At 46.6% G+C, this 15,119-nt stretch carries 15 protein-coding genes; 3 read left to right on the top strand and 12 right to left on the bottom strand.

The features are described 5' to 3' along the window. Positions 1 to 26: 26 nt before the first annotated feature. From AM231_RS21210 to AM231_RS21190, 5 genes are all read right to left on the bottom strand, one after another. Positions 27 to 3,689: a response regulator gene (locus AM231_RS21210; RefSeq protein ID WP_054404397.1), complete on the bottom strand. Its 3,663-nt coding sequence runs from the start codon at positions 3,687 to 3,689 to the stop codon at positions 27 to 29. Continuing rightward, a complete protein-coding gene (locus AM231_RS21205; RefSeq protein ID WP_054404396.1) occupies positions 3,686 to 4,861 on the bottom strand; it encodes a PP2C family protein-serine/threonine phosphatase in 1,176 nt (391 codons plus the stop codon). The genes AM231_RS21210 and AM231_RS21205 overlap by 4 nt, the downstream gene beginning before the upstream one ends. A 242-nt stretch (positions 4,862 to 5,103) precedes the next feature. Continuing rightward, positions 5,104 to 5,445 (bottom strand): YflT domain-containing protein, encoded by a 342-nt coding sequence (locus AM231_RS21200; RefSeq protein WP_053491473.1) that lies wholly within the window; start codon positions 5,443 to 5,445, stop codon positions 5,104 to 5,106. 88 nt (positions 5,446 to 5,533) lie between these two features. Beyond that, positions 5,534 to 6,067, bottom strand: coding sequence for a YceB family lipoprotein (locus tag AM231_RS21195; RefSeq protein ID WP_054404395.1), 534 nt, complete (start codon positions 6,065 to 6,067; stop codon positions 5,534 to 5,536). A 47-nt stretch (positions 6,068 to 6,114) separates the two neighbouring features. Continuing rightward, positions 6,115 to 6,642, bottom strand: a complete 528-nt coding sequence (locus tag AM231_RS21190) for a DUF948 domain-containing protein (RefSeq protein WP_054404394.1) — start codon at positions 6,640 to 6,642, stop codon at positions 6,115 to 6,117. Between the two features lie 277 nt (positions 6,643 to 6,919). Between AM231_RS21190 and AM231_RS28395 the strand changes: the two genes are divergently transcribed. Next, positions 6,920 to 7,084 carry a DUF1328 domain-containing protein gene (locus AM231_RS28395; RefSeq protein ID WP_082341766.1) on the top strand — a complete coding sequence of 55 codons (165 nt, stop codon included), beginning with the start codon at positions 6,920 to 6,922 and terminating at the stop codon, positions 7,082 to 7,084. 109 nt (positions 7,085 to 7,193) lie between these two features. Here AM231_RS28395 and AM231_RS21185 read toward each other — a convergent pair whose 3' ends face one another. The 3 genes from AM231_RS21185 to AM231_RS21175 form a co-directional block, all read right to left on the bottom strand. Then, the gene (locus AM231_RS21185; RefSeq protein ID WP_054404393.1) at positions 7,194 to 8,699 is read right to left on the bottom strand and encodes a DHA2 family efflux MFS transporter permease subunit; all 1,506 of its coding nucleotides are present in this window, start codon (positions 8,697 to 8,699) and stop codon (positions 7,194 to 7,196) included. Beyond that, positions 8,696 to 9,157: a MarR family winged helix-turn-helix transcriptional regulator gene (locus AM231_RS21180; protein ID WP_053491469.1), complete on the bottom strand. Its 462-nt coding sequence runs from the start codon at positions 9,155 to 9,157 to the stop codon at positions 8,696 to 8,698. The genes AM231_RS21185 and AM231_RS21180 overlap by 4 nt, the downstream gene beginning before the upstream one ends. A gap of 251 nt (positions 9,158 to 9,408) precedes the next feature. Then, entirely contained in the window at positions 9,409 to 9,987 is a 579-nt protein-coding gene (locus AM231_RS21175) for a hypothetical protein (RefSeq protein ID WP_053491468.1), read from the bottom strand. A 186-nt stretch (positions 9,988 to 10,173) separates the two neighbouring features. Between AM231_RS21175 and AM231_RS21170 the strand changes: the two genes are divergently transcribed. Beyond that, positions 10,174 to 10,563, top strand: a complete 390-nt coding sequence (locus AM231_RS21170; RefSeq protein WP_053491467.1) for a hypothetical protein — start codon at positions 10,174 to 10,176, stop codon at positions 10,561 to 10,563. A gap of 123 nt (positions 10,564 to 10,686) precedes the next feature. Here AM231_RS21170 and AM231_RS21165 read toward each other — a convergent pair whose 3' ends face one another. Then, the gene (locus AM231_RS21165; protein WP_054404392.1) at positions 10,687 to 11,556 is read right to left on the bottom strand and encodes a cation diffusion facilitator family transporter; all 870 of its coding nucleotides are present in this window, start codon (positions 11,554 to 11,556) and stop codon (positions 10,687 to 10,689) included. Positions 11,557 to 11,782: 226 nt separating this feature from the next. On the opposite strand from AM231_RS21165, the gene AM231_RS21160 reads away from it, so the two are divergent. Next, positions 11,783 to 11,971, top strand: a complete 189-nt coding sequence (locus AM231_RS21160) for a hypothetical protein (protein ID WP_053491465.1) — start codon at positions 11,783 to 11,785, stop codon at positions 11,969 to 11,971. An 83-nt stretch (positions 11,972 to 12,054) separates the two neighbouring features. On the opposite strand, the gene AM231_RS21155 is transcribed toward AM231_RS21160, so the two are convergent. The 3 genes from AM231_RS21155 to AM231_RS30560 all read right to left on the bottom strand — a co-directional run bounded on the left by AM231_RS21155 (position 12,055) and on the right by AM231_RS30560 (position 15,116). Then, the gene (locus tag AM231_RS21155; RefSeq protein ID WP_053491464.1) at positions 12,055 to 13,680 is read right to left on the bottom strand and encodes an ABC-F family ATP-binding cassette domain-containing protein; all 1,626 of its coding nucleotides are present in this window, start codon (positions 13,678 to 13,680) and stop codon (positions 12,055 to 12,057) included. A 172-nt stretch (positions 13,681 to 13,852) separates the two neighbouring features. Beyond that, complete coding sequence (locus AM231_RS21150) at positions 13,853 to 14,884, bottom strand: MBL fold metallo-hydrolase (RefSeq protein WP_054404391.1); 1,032 nt, start codon at positions 14,882 to 14,884, stop codon at positions 13,853 to 13,855. Between the two features lie 130 nt (positions 14,885 to 15,014). Then, the gene (locus AM231_RS30560) at positions 15,015 to 15,116 is read right to left on the bottom strand and encodes a cytochrome bd oxidase small subunit CydS family protein (RefSeq protein ID WP_423212936.1); all 102 of its coding nucleotides are present in this window, start codon (positions 15,114 to 15,116) and stop codon (positions 15,015 to 15,017) included. Positions 15,117 to 15,119: the final 3 nt, after the last annotated feature.

Below are 15,119 nucleotides of genomic sequence, written 5' to 3'. Positions count from 1 at the left end.
ACTTGTACTTTACCCACAAAAGCAGCTTACGAATACAACCAAACCCTCATGAGCGAAAGAAGTTGCTCCGTCTGAATCGGTTTTTTCATGTAATCGGAAGCACCCGCTTCTATACACTTCGCCCGATCCTCTTTCATCGCTTTGGCCGTCAACGCTATAATCGGAAGTTTATGGAACTCCGGCATTTCGCGCAATCGACGCATCGCCTCGTAACCGTCCATCTCCGGCATCATCATGTCCATTAATACCAGGTCAAAGTCCGGATTTTCCTGAAGCAGCTCTATGGCTTCCCGGCCATTCTCAGCGAAGACAACTTCCATATTATATCCCTCCAACACACTGGAAAGGGCAAATACATTGCGAATATCATCATCGACAAGCAGGATCTTCTTACCTTCAAACAGTTCTTCCTTGTTATGCAGCTTTTGCAAAATTTCACGTTTATCCTCCGGCAAATCGGCTTCTACCCGATGAAGGAAGAGCGTAGTTTCATCCAAGAGCCGCTCTGGTGATTTGACGTCTTTTATGATGATAGACTCGGCATATTTGCGAAGCTGCATCTCTTCCTTCGAATCCAGATCCTTACCTGTGTATATAATTATAGGCAAATCTACTAAGTTCTCGTCATCCCGAATCTGATCCAGCAGCTCAAAACCTGTCATGTCCGTCAGCATCAGGTCAAGCACCATGCAATCATATCGTTGTTTATGCAGCTCGCGAAGCGCTTCTGCTCCAGTAGATACAGCGGTGATCGACACATCATCATGACCAATCAATTCAATGATGGAATTTCGCTGAATATCATCGTCTTCTACGATCAAAAGATGTTTCATCGATTTCTCTGCATACGACTCAATGTGCGTAAATGCATCCTCCAGAGCTTCTCTGGATGAAGGTTTCTTCAAATAAGCAATGGCCCCCATCATCATTCCTTGCTTCACTTCATCCACAACAGAGATGACATGTACGGGAATATGACGGGTAACCGCCGAGCTCTTCAGCTCGCCCATTACAGACCAGCCGTCAATGACCGGTAGCTGAATATCCAGAATAATCGCATCAGGTATATATGATTTTGCCATCTCCAACCCGATATCCCCTTGAAGTGCAACTAATGCTTTGAAGCCGCGGCTTCTGGCCATATCCAGAAGGATTCTGGCAAACTTCACGTCATCCTCAATGATAAGCAAGATTTTATCCGTAGGCCCCAATTGGTTCCGATCGTCTTCCACTTGTACTTCGGATGATGGCGCTTCTTTACTGATTGTCTTCGCCTTCGGAATGATCATCTGGCTCGCAGGCGGCGTCTCCACTGTAGCGGCTGCTTCCTGTGCGCTCTCCCCCATCGCCGGATGACTGTCAGGCAGATAAAGCGTAAAGCAGCTTCCCTTGCCTTCTTCCGATTCCACCAGAATGCCACCGCCCAGCAAACGAGAGAGCTCACGGCTGATTGACAGACCAAGCCCGGTCCCCCCGTATTTGCGGCTTGTTGTGCCATCTACCTGCTGGAAAGCTTCAAAGATCAGATCTGTTTTATCAGCAGGAATACCAATTCCTGTATCTTTGATCGAGAATGCCACATAGTCAGCTTCATCATTTAGATAAACCGGAACCCGTTCTTTGTCTGCCTTCTCTACATGCAGCTCGACAGAGCCGCGATTTGTAAACTTGAAGGCATTTGACAACAGATTGCGCAAAATTTGCTTCACACGATGGCTATCCGTTACAATGCTTTGCGGAATATCCTCAGCGATTTGTACTTTAAGATCAATATCCTTGCGGGATGCCAATGCGGCAAAATTCTGTTCCACGAAGGATTCAATATCCGACAGCTGAACATCTTCATAATTGATATCCATTTTCCCTGCATCCACTTTGGACAAATCAAGAATTTCATCAATCATCTTGAGCAGGTCCGCGCCGGACATATAGATGGTTTGTGCATATTCAATTTGCTTGGCGCTTAGATTACCATCCTTATTCTCAGACAGCAACTGCGACAATATCAGCAGACTGTTCAGAGGGGTCCGCAATTCATGGGACATATTCGCCATAAACTCCGACTTGTATTTCGTTGTAATCGAAAGTTGTTTGGCTTGCTGCTCAAGCTGCCCTCGCGCTTTTTCTATCTCATCGTTCTTTTCTTCTACTTCCTGTACCTGCTCCTCAAGCGCCCGTGTCTTGGCAACAAGCTCGGTATTGTAGTGCTCCAGCTCTTCCTGCTGACGCTGAAGCAGATCCTCGGAGCGTTTGAGTGCATCGGTCTGCTCCTCCAAATTCTCGTTGGAACGGCGAAGCTCCTCTTGCTGAGTCTGCAGTTCTTCCGACTGAACCTGCAGCTCTTCGGTCATGGCCTGCGATTCGCGCAGCAGCTGCTCAACCCGCAGTCGGCCTGTAATATTATTCAGAATGATGCCGAGAGATTGGCTCAGCTGTGCCAACAGCTGTTCCTCTAAGGTTGTGGTTTCCTCAAATGCGGCTAGCTCCACAACACCGAGGACTTCATTCTCAAACAGGATCGGATAGATCATGATGGTAGTCGGCTTGGAAGATCCCCACGCGGATTGTATCTTCACATAATCCTCCGGCGGGCTTTTCAAAGTAATCGGCTTCTTGTCCAGAGCAACTTGGCCTACGAGCCCTTCTCCAATCATGAAGGCCGTCTTAGGCTCTTCACCGCCCTCATGGGCATATGAACCTTTCATCTCGAGCTTGTTCGGATGCTTGTCTTCTTGACGAATATACAAGGCTCCGTAATGTGCTCCCATAACCGGGGTAAATTCGCTGATGAAACGCTGTGCCACCTCTTCAAGTGAATTAATACCTTCCAGCAGTTCCGTAACTCTGGCCATATTGGAGTTCAGCCAAGACTGATCACGCTGTGCCTGAAGATAGGTTTCCTCGATACGCTGCTTCTCAATGATGTCTTCGGACAGCTTCTTGAATACACGGGCCACATCGCCCAGTTCATCCTTGGACGTGACTTTAATACGGCTAATAGCTTTCAATCTGCCTTCTCCGAAGCTCTTCAACATCATGGAGACCACACTGATGCCCCGAGAAATACTTGGAAGAATCCACAGGATAACCAGCATCCCTACTAATAACCCGCCAGCCATCAGATAAATAAATACCTGAACAGACCGATCATAGGCTGCTTTAGCCGTGTTTATGTCATCATTTATCTTCTGATTCTGATAGCCGCTGAGCTCGTTCAGGCTAGTCAGCATCTCTTCCTGTGCAGCTTGCCCAGTCGAGTTTCGCAATGAATTAGCTCCATCATTATCATTGGAAGCGAGCAGCTCTAGAGTCTTGTTTTGATAGATGAGATATTCGTTTACTGCACGTTCAATCCGGACCAGCAATTGCTGCTCCTCGGCAGCACTTATGCTCTCCTTGATCGCAGCAAAATAATCTTCCGCTTGCTTGGTCATCGTTTCGATTTCTTGTTTCGATACAGCGAAGGTAGATTCGTCGTTGCTCAAAATCATATTCGTAAGCTCGCGTGCCATATTATTGACTTCTCCGCGCATTCCGCTGGAGTTGCGCACTTTTTGATAGCGATCCTGGAATATGGTATCCATCTGGCTGTTCATGAAGCTGATTCGATCATACCCAATGAGGGTCAGAACCAGCATGAGGGCCAGTAAAGTCGTAAAGCCGATCACTAACTTGCTTCTAAGCTTCATTGATTGGTTCCCTCTCCTTTTTTAAGAGATATCCAAACCAGGCACTTATCGTCCTCACGCTCCTGCGATGGATCATCCACAAAATACAGCTCTTTCATCTCTTCTTCTCTCCAGTAATGATGGCCGCTCATATGCTCTTTCAGGTGATTGAGCTTCTCATCATGTCCACCCTCTATCAGTTCCAGCAAGCCATCCGTGTACATGACCAAATGTCCTTCACCTTCATATGGAAAACTTCTTGGCTCCATATCTTCAATACGGTCGAATAGGCCCACAGGACAACATCCCTGATCCAATGTCATGATCTCTCCGCTATCTTGGAAGAACAAAGCCGGAGGATGTCCCGCATTGACATAATCCACTCGCTTCAGACGGGTGTCTACTACAAGATAGATGGCTGTAAAATAGTACTGTATCAACTGTTCGCCCAGATTCAACTGATTGAATCTGCGGTTCAATTCCTGTACCACCTTCTCGGGCTCGACATAGGTTGTGACCGTGTCTTTCAAAACCGAAGCGATGAACATGCAAAATAGGGACGAAGTAATCCCATGTCCCATCATGTCCAGCAGAATCACACCATACCGGCCCTCACCCAGCGGGTACCATGCATACAAATCTCCGGCAAGCTCTGCCGAGGGCTGATACAGCGCATGAATCTCCAGTTGATCATCTTCAATTGGTGAGCTTAGCACTGCACTTTGTACCATGGCCGCAAGCTTCAACTCAGCCTGGACCCGTTGTTCTCTCTCAATATGCCAATCCTTCTCCTGCTTCAAACGGAGCGCAAGTCGAATGCGTGCCATCAGCTCGACCTTGTTAATCGGCTTCGTCACGTAATCGACAGCTCCCGCATCCAGAGCTTCTGCCAGCTTTTTGGAATCTCCAACTGCGGTGACCATAATAATCGGTATATCTTTCAAATGCTCATATTGTTGAACAATCCGGCAGGCTTCGATCCCATCCATCTCAGGCATCATCATATCGAGAAGAACCAGGTCAACGTCCGCTCGGCGGGGCTGCATGTCCTCATTCTGATTTCCTATACCCAGATGCTCCAGCATTTCTAGGGCTGAAGATGCAGACAGGGTGTTTCGGTAGTTTTCTTTCTTCAAGATTTCTCGAATAATGATGACGTTAGTCGGATTGTCGTCTACGATTAATATTCTCATTTCCCTCTCCTTTAACGTTACGGTTTATGCGATAGAAATCCTTTTCCTACTATTATACTATAATAAGGGTAGCGTTAAGTGCCATAGAAAAAGGATCTGCATCTTGAATATTCCACTTTTATAAGGTTTATGGAACATCCTTTTTAAAACATAGATAAGGAATGAGACTTCACCTGTCTCATTCCTTATCTATGTTCTAAGTCTATAATCTCTGCTGCTAATCCAGCCTTAAGGCAGATGAATTAATCTTTCTTGGCTATAACGAGTACTTTGCCAAGGTCGAGCTGCTTCTCGTAAAACCCCGCTTCAGCTTCCGTAAATCCAAGCGATTCGATTTTGGCACGGAGCTCGTCACCACGAGAGCGGAATAAATTCGCAATAGCGTCAAATACGCCTTCTTCCTTGATGCCCACATTGTTGGCATCAGATGCCTCTGCAATCCGGCTCGTCTTATCCGAATCATGGGCTATTACAAAAATACGATCATGATCGTAACCGGACTGTCTAAGATTCTCTACTTCCTGAACGGCTTGCGTACCATTCTCAACGACTTTTGCATAAGACTTCTCATTAGATAAATTCACTTTAAAACCTCCCCTAATCTTGTAAATATTCGAATTTAGGTTATAGTCCAATTGTTATTAACCAGAATAGTCTGAGTTGAAACAACTTCTATTGGCTATAATCAAAAAATAAATCAATTCCTGTAATCTGGCCGGAGTCCGGATCGATATATACCTTAAGCGCGTTATGATCCTCAAGGTAAACATCTCCGTCTTCCGCTTTAAAATATGGCTGTCCCAGAGTTGCCCGAACCTGAGCAGGTGTCATACTTATACGCTGGTTTTCCAATTGAAATGATGAAGCTCTAGAGTCAACATGTACATATTCCGTGTACCCGTTTCGAACCCCTACTTCCATTTCTCTGTAATGAAGTATGGCAATTCCACTCAGTTTCTCATGTTCAATTCGTTCGGGTGGTCCCAGCTTCCGGATCACTTCACGCTTGTGATCAGTCAGCGATATCCCGTTTAAGGCCCCATAGCTCTTCAAAGAGTTATCGCCAGTGTGTGCTTGTCCAACTTCCGAAGCGGTATGAATAATAGGCAGCTGCGACAACCCGGCAGTATGCTGTGCCTGTTCCACAGCACCTCCACCTCCGGAGAAAATCAAAAGCCCTACCATCAACAGTGTGACATTCCACATGCGGCTTCCTCCTATCTTCTTGCAGAGCTATACGACAAGGGCTTTTGTTATCTGGCTTTCTGACGGCGGAAGCTGTTCCACAGGCCAACCGCTGTATCCACATAACCTAACCAGTTTCGACTGCGGCTCTTCTCCTGTGCTGGTTCGGCATCATGGTTATATACCGCATCATAAGACTGGAATGTGCGTTCCGAAGCCGTCAAAGGTACCTCAGTGCGCACATGCTGCTCTTTCTTCTGCTCGGTGCGGGATTGCTTGAACTTGCTAACCATACCGGAAGATACTTGTTTCACTGCATAGGTGACTTCGCTTAAAGCTTCACCCAGATTCTTAACGGTATCCATCACCGGATCAATCTGTTTCATCTTATGCTGTACATCCACCGTAATATCGTTCGTATTTCGAATGGTCTGCTTCAGCTCGTAGGTCAATTCGTCCACCGTCTTCTGAACTTCCTGGAGTGTTTGAGTTACTTTCTCGAGCGATTGCGTCGCGGCCTTTAATGTTTTAATCAAGAAGAAAACAAGAACCGCAAATGCCAAAGCAATAATGGCAACACTGATTTGTGTTAGCATACATGTCCCTCACTTTCACGTGGTATTGGTTTACGTTACGCAATAGTTACCCGATCCCCCAGTTCACGAAACAAAGGATCCCCTGGCTGCTGCACCACTGTTTTCCAGCTTGTTTCATCCCCTGCTACCCCGGTTAAAGAACACTACGAAGGGCGCTAAAGACAACAGCCGATGGCTCCCAATCATCTTCAAGCTTGGGTGTATTCTACTTCTTAGATCTTTTGGCAACTTTCATGTATATCCAAATCATATTGAAGAAGAAAGCAGGGTGAATAGGATGTTAAAATGGTCCGTAATTTTTCTAGTTGTTGCACTGATTGCAGGGATCTTCGGTTTCTTCGGTATCGTTGAGGCTGCAGCCGGCATTGCGAAGGTACTGTTCTTTATCTTCGTTGTCCTGTTTGTAATCTCGCTCTTTACCGGACGCAGACGAAGTATGTGAAGCAGCTAAAGCCCGCATATAAAACATAAGAATAAGAAAAGGGTGTCCTGTCTGCTCATGAGCGGACAGGACACCCTTTTTCTATTCCAGCAAAATTTCCTAAACCAGGCTAGACGTTCTTAGCCACAGCCTTTCTATCCAAAGAAGACTTCTGCTCTACTGCAGGTTTCGTCTTCTTAATAAAGAATGCGAGGATCAAGGAAACAACACTGATCCACGTAGCGATCACAAAAGCATAATTAATACCATATATCGTCGCTTCATGACCAAGTTTTAGCATGTCAGCCTGATTCTGCGGATCAAATAATCCTGACTTCATCAAGGCTGCCCCCTTGTTCTCCGCCTGGGTCGACATGACCGTAACGAGGATGGCTGTACCGATCGAGCCCGATATCATGCGGAGTGTATTCGACATAGCCGTACCATGGGCATTCATAGCCCGCGGCAGCTGATTCAATCCAGCGGTCTGGATTGGCATCATAAGCATCGACATCCCAAACATGCGGGCCGTATAGATCACCATCATCTGAGTGTAAGATACCGTCTCGGTCAAATTACTGAATTCCCAAGTCGTGATGACAGTAATACCTAGACCGATAACGGCAAGCCATCTGGCGCCAACTTTATCGAATATTGCTCCGGTAATCGGCGACATGATTCCCATCAGAATAGCTCCAGGCAGCATAAGAAGTCCGGATTCCATCGGTGTAAACCCACGAATCTGCTGAAGATAAATCGGCAGCAAGATCATACCGGAGTACATAGCCATCGTAACGATGACATTGATAAGCGTTGTTAGTGTGAACATATTGTATTTAAAAATTCGGAACTCCAGCATCGGATTGTCAGTTTTCATTTCGCGCAATACAAACAGGATGAGCGCGATCACGCCAACGGCCAGGGATATAATAACCTGCTTGCTTGACCACCCGTCATTTCCCGCATCACTGAACCCATACAGCAAACCGCCAAAACCCAGCGTAGACAGTATTACCGCAATCATATCCAGCTTGGGTCTGCTGGCCTCGGTCACATTTTTCAAAAAGAAAACTCCGATTAATGTCGCAATGATGGAAAACGGTAAGATCATGTAAAATAACACGCGCCAATCATAGTGCTCCACAATATATCCTGAAAGCGTAGGTCCAATGGCAGGCGCAAATATCATGGCAATCCCCATCATACCCATCGCTTTGCCGCGATTTTCAATAGGGAAAATATTCAGGAACACGACCGTCATAAGCGGCATAAGGATACCTGCACCGGAGGCCTGGACGAGCCGTCCGGTGAGTAGGAAGGCAAAGTTCGGGCTGATAGCACACAGCAGGGTGCCTATTGAAAACAATGTCATCGCACTAATGAACAGCTGTCTTGTAGAGAATCGCGCGATGAGATAGGCGGTAACTGGAATCAGGACTCCGTTCACGAGCATAAATCCGGTTGTCAGCCACTGGGCTATCGTCGGCTTGATACTCAGGCTCTCCATGATGCTTGGAAGAGCGACATTCATCAATGTCTGGTTAAGTATAGCAACAAAGGCCCCGATCATTAATGCAGCAATAATCGGGCCTTTCTTAACAGGCTCGGCTGAGCGAGCAATAGAATGGGTACTCATATACGGCTTTCACTCTCTTTCTTATTTCGGATATGCTCAACATTCGTCAAAATTTTTCGATACAGACTACTTAACTGTTTGACCTCTTCATCTGTGAGAAATCCATATAATAAATCACTCAACTCGGCACGTTTGTTGGCAAGCTGTTCAATCAAACTACGTCCGATTGGCGTAATCTCCAAATGAACGACCCTGCGGTCTGCCTCATCCCTGACCCGGCGTGCGAACCCGCCTTCGATCAATTTATCGGATATGCCTGTCACGGCGCCGCAAGTCACATGAAGAGCATCCGCCAAATCCGATAACCTCAAAGCTCCAAGCTCATAGAGCTTTTCCAAGGCAGTATAATCGGTTCTGCCTAATTTCGGAAACCCCTCCTTCTGCCACTCGTTCTGTACGGTCCGAACCATCTTCTTAAATAGCATCTCTAATTCTAGTATTTCACTCCGCATGGACATGTATTTATTACACTCCTTTTAAAGCCCAGCACACACTCGAGAATGATCCAATTTCCACTTTTTTAAATACTTTAGTGCTAAAACATTAAAAACTAAACAATTATTGATTATAGTGCGTGAAGATTTCAGTGTCAATATTTACATATGTATTTTTTCCATATTTATTTTCAGAAAACAATAACATCACTAATAAAAACAAAAAAAGACTGAGACAAGACGTGCTTGTCTGAGTCTTTAGCCTATTTAGTAGCTTATTTAAATAGGGACGGGATGGACATCCAATCCATCGTAAAGTTCAATTCTAGGCCATCGGATAGAAACTTAACATTCTTCACGGTTACCAGGTCCGGCAAATAATCTTTAAGCGATATCTGGATAGGATCAAGTTGGAACAAATGAAGGGGTATATCCACACCGCGGATCGTCGTGGATTCATGAGTTAAATGAAGATAGCTTCCCTCTGCTGACATTTGAAAGCGTAATACGGCACCAAAAGGCACGATCCCCCATTTTCCGTTCATATTAGCCGTCATCCTGGTCCCGTTCATCACGAAGTCAGCTCCCGTAATGTCAACGCCTAAGTCGTGGGTGTTCATATATTTGACCATGTTCTTCTTGCTGAGCTCTCCGACTTCCTCCGTGCTTAGCAGCATGCGGGTATCCCGGTTTGTCACCATCGTCATTAACTTGTCCTTGAAATCAACGGAACGGTAACGCATGTCCAGCGATTGCGTAGGATAAACAAACCAGAGCGCCGCACCGATCACCACAAGCAGAAGGACAATGATCCCTAACAGGACACGTCCAATTCTTTTTTTTCGGCGTACCATCTACAGCTCCTCCTCCCAAGGATAACCTTGCAACCACAAGGGTTTATCCATCTCCAAAGTATATAGGATTCCGGGAAACTTGTCACGATATGAGAAATCTATCCAGCTTTCTTGGTTCATAACATCCAAATCGTGGTTATTACGATAATGTCGAATCATACTACAGTCCCAAGGAGGAATTAATCAATGAAAAAAACATTAAGCATTACTGCAGCCCTAGCACTCGCACTATCTCTGACGGCCGTTGCCAGCGCAGATCCGGTTAACGGAACTGTAGCAGAGCCCGTTAACGGAGCCGTAACCGACACTTCCGGAGCCGTGACTGATACTTCCGGAGCGTTGCCTATCTTGACGGATGAGCCTGTTATCAAACCTCATGAAGTGGTATTGGTACCTACCCCGATGATTGAGCTTACCGAAACAACTTATTTCTATAACGCTCCAAACGGCGAAAAGCTGGGTGCTTTGGCTCCACAAAAAATCGACACAACCGACGTTCGTTATGATGTCGTCTTTGGCGGGGAATGGGTTGAAGTTTATACATGGCTCGGTAAAGCTTGGATTTACGTAGAGTAATCTTAAATGGCTTCCGGATTCTATGATCCAATACGTAGCCTTGCATATTAAATGGCAGGTCAAGAGAATCTTGGCCTGCCATTGTTATACATAACCGTATTCGGTTTCGCGATCAGATCATATTCACTCCTTAGGCTCCACATGAATGTGTACACTCATTATATTGTGAATCTTCGCCATCTGTTCTTCGATACGGTCGCTAATTCGATGCCCCTCCAGAACACTGATCTTTGGATCTACCTCGATGACGACATCCACCAGCACATGATTGCCATGGATTCTAGCCTTCAGATCCTTGATTCCCTCAACACCGGGCGTCCGCGCGATCGTACTGCGCAAATCTGATAAACGATCTTCATCAAATCCATCGGTCAGACTATAGGTGCAATCTCTGAATATCTCCCAGGCCGTTCTACAAATGATAACTCCTACCGCTACCGCTGCAGCTGTATCCAGCCAAGGCAGGCCAAATTGGGCGCCGATGATACCAACAGCTGCTCCTACACTGACGAGAGCATCCGATAAGTTATCCTTGGCTGCTGCCATCAATGCCTGATTATCGATTCTCCGCGCAAGGTTCCGATTGTAACGGTATACACACAACATAGCAACCGCACAGATCGAAGCTACGCCTGCAGACCATAAATCCGGCACTTCTTTAGCACCTTCAAAAAACGAACGAATGGCCTCGACCAGCACCTGGATACCTACAACCGCCATAATAAACGATGCCACCAGAGCCGCAATGGTTTCTGCTCTTAAATGTCCGTAAGCATGATCGGAATCCGGCGGTTTTTGAGAAATTCGCAAACCGATTAATACGGCAAGCGATGCTACGATATCCGTCAGGTTGTTAAATCCATCAGCGAGCAGCGCACTGGACGCGAAGAAATATCCGCTACTTATTTTAAACGATGACAACACGAGATAAGCTGCAATGCTGATCCATGCCCCGCGTTCCCCTTGCTTGATGTTATCATAGGCATTCACGATACAAGTCTCTCCTTTGCGTACTCCCTAGCGGCTTTAAAACAGTCCCAGCATTATCCATATTCCAATCCTAGCAAAGGCCCATCGTGTGGGTCCAGAGAAACATAATTGGCTTTTCGTCAAAGAACCCTAACTCGGAGAAAATGGTATTAACCATTGTTACCCTTGCCGGGCGATTTAAAAACGAATAAAATGAGGACAAGCATATCGTGAGGAGGAGGGTGAAGCTATGCCCGAGAATAATGAAACGCGAAAAGTAAATTTAGCTGATGCCATCCGGCAAAAGTTGGAGCAAAAGAAGCAGCAAAATGCATCCGGAAATAAGCCGGGGCAATTCCAAGGCGCTTCAACACAAAAAATGAAGAGTCAAAACAACAAAAAACCAAACAATCAGCGTCGTCGTACCGGCGGTTCATAGAATCCGTACGTACAAACGCAAAAAAATGCTGCACCTTTCCATTTACGAAGAAGGTGCAGCATTTTTTTATTGTAATGGTGATCTTAAACTTGCACAGCGTACATGCTCTCGCGAAGTCCCTTGATCTCTTCACTCTCCAGATACTCGTCATAACTCATGCTGCGGTCGATGATACCGCTTGGCGTTATCTCGATAATCCGATTCGCAATCGTTTGAATGAATTGATGGTCATGGGAGGTAAACAGAATCGTACCATCAAAATCGATGAGTCCGTTGTTGAGTGCCGTAATGGATTCCAGATCCAAGTGGTTCGTCGGCTCATCGAGGATCAGCACGTTCGCGCCATTCAGCATCATTTTTGCCAGCATGCAGCGAACCTTCTCGCCTCCGGACAATACGCTCGCTTTCTTCAAGGCTTCCTCACCCGAGAACAGCATACGGCCAAGGAATCCGCGGAGGAAAGTCTCATCCTGATCCTTGGAATATTGACGCAGCCACTCCACAAGGTTCAGATCAACACCGTCAAAATAAGCCGAATTGTCTTTCGGGAAATACGCTTGGGTGGTGGTGACGCCCCAGCTGTATTCGCCGGCTTCCGCTTCGGTCTCGCCGGTAATAACCTGGAATAAGGTTGTTTTTGGCAAGCCGTTCGGTCCGACAAATGCAATCTTGTCACCTTTATTAACCACAAAATTCACGTTATCCAGCACTTTCTCACCTTCTACGCTCTTCGTGATGCTATCAACCGTCAGCAGCTGCTTGCCGGCTTCGCGTTCAGGCTTGAAGTTGAGGAACGGATATTTACGGTTCGAAGGACGAAGATCCTCCAATGTAATTTTATCGAGCTGCTTCTTACGGGAAGTCGCCTGCTTCGATTTGGAAGCATTGGCCGAGAAGCGCTGGATAAATGCCTGCAATTCCTTAATCTTCTCTTCCTTCTTCTTGTTGGCATCCCGTTGAAGTTCAAGAGCCAGCTTACTGGATTCGTACCAGAAATCGTAGTTGCCGACATACAGCTGGATTTTACCAAAGTCGATGTCCGCAATATGGGTACAAACCTTGTTCAAGAAGTGACGGTCATGGGATACCACGATAACGGTGCCTTCATAATCCATCAGGAAGTTCTCGAGCCATTGAATCGATTCGAGGTCCAAGTGGTTGGTAGGCTCATCAAGCAGCAGGTTATGCGGCCGGCCAAACAGAGCTTGCGCCAAGAGTACGCGTACCTTCTCGTTACCGCTCAGCTCCGCCATTTTCTTGTCGTGCAGCTCACGTGGAATACCAAGGCCAATCAGGAGCGCAGCCGCATCCGGCTCTGCATCCCATCCGTTCAGCTCGGCGAATTCGCCTTCCAGCTCACCCGCACGCATGCCGTCTTCTTCAGAGAAGTCGGATTTAGCATACAGTGCATCCTTCTCCTTCATAATGTTATACAGACGACCATGACCCATAATAACGGTCTCAAGGACCGGATATTGGTCGTATTCATAATGGTTCTGCTTCAGAACCGCCATCCGTTCGTTCGGTGTCATATGAACCTCGCCTTGGTTAGGCTCTATTTCACCGGAGAGGATCTTCAGGAATGTAGACTTGCCCGCCCCGTTTGCGCCAATAAGTCCATAGCAATTGCCGGGGTTGAATTTTATATTGACATCTTCAAATAGTGCTCGTTTGCCATAGCGGAGCGTTACGCCGCTTGTACTGATCATTAAGCATTACCATCCTTTATCACTTTTGGTGTTTCAGCACATTATAGCATAATTACGACCGTTATCGAAGCTTCCGTCACATATAAAACGGTTTTAAACAAATATAACCTCCTGCGCGCGCCAATTCTCAGATGGCGATGGCACAGGAGGCTCATGTCATTCATCGTATAATCTAAGATTCAGCACTGCGGCACTCCGGCTGAACTTTGAAGGTTTCTCCATATTTTAATACGAGAATTCGCTCCTTGGCGATTCCCAGCCGCTGCCGTTCCGCTTCCATCCGGTCCAAAGCTTCCTTAGCTGTGTCATCCGCCAATTTGAACGTGCCGTAGTGCATCGGAATCATCGTCTCGGCTTTTACATCCAAGAACGCCTGCAGCGCCTCTTCCGGATTGACATGCTGTGAGGTCATGAACCATTCCGGTTCGTATGCCCCTATCGGCATCAAGGCAAGGTGAATGTTAAATCGTTCACCTATCAGCTTGAAGCCTTCGAAATATCCGCTGTCTCCGGCAAAATACAAATTCGGTGGCAGCAACCGGGCGCCTTCCTCTGCGGAAGCATCGATCGAGCATTTCGCATCATCCAAAGGGTCTGATTCCGTCGCTGCCTCCTGCAGCACAGGCTCCATCACAAACCCTCCCCAATGAGAGGTGTTCGTATCGAACGGCGTACGCCGTGTCCAATGCTGTGTCGGCACAAAAGAGAATTTCACGTCCTTGATCGTTGCCGATTCCCACCATTGCAGCTCAATCACGCGGCGAAAGCCTTTACTGATCATTTTGCGCCGCAAACCAACCGGTACAATGATAGTCGTCCCCTCACGGTACAGTTTACGAATCGAGGAAACATGCATATGGTCATAGTGGGAATGCGAAATCAAGATCACATCAATCGGAGGAATCTCATGAATAGGAAGCCCTGGTTCTCCAAGACGCTTATTGAAAGCCATTCTCTTCGCCCATACGGGATCGGTTACAATATTCATTCCTTCATATTGGATGAAGAACGTTGCGTGCCCGATCCAGGTAACAGAGGTTTCGTGCCGGTTGCTATGCAAATACTGAAGATCCGGCGTCAGGTTCGGAATGCAGTAAGAATAATCTTTCTTCTTCTGACGACGTTCGTCGCGCCACTGCTTGAACTGTTTAAGCGTTTTGTCTGTGCTGACGTTATCGATATTGTTATAGCGAATTTTTGGCATGCAGCATCCTCCTTCCGTTACCTGTATTTTACCCTGTATAGACCTATCCGCTCAACTTTGCTGCTTCGTTGTTCTTTTTACACCGTTTGATTCCTGACGAAACAATGGAATTTTCCCCCAACATACAGAATCAATCAGAAGGATCTTTATACTTGACGACGTAGATCGCCATAAAGACGACAGCTGCCAATACGGTTAGCAGTGGTGCTATATAAATGTCGAAGTCCTCCACTTG

It is taken from the genome of Paenibacillus solani (assembly GCF_001277345.1).
Classification (GTDB): domain Bacteria; phylum Bacillota; class Bacilli; order Paenibacillales; family Paenibacillaceae; genus Paenibacillus_AQ; species Paenibacillus_AQ solani.
Note: the sequence above shows the minus strand (reverse complement) of the source record. Positions and strands in the feature narration are given on the sequence as shown.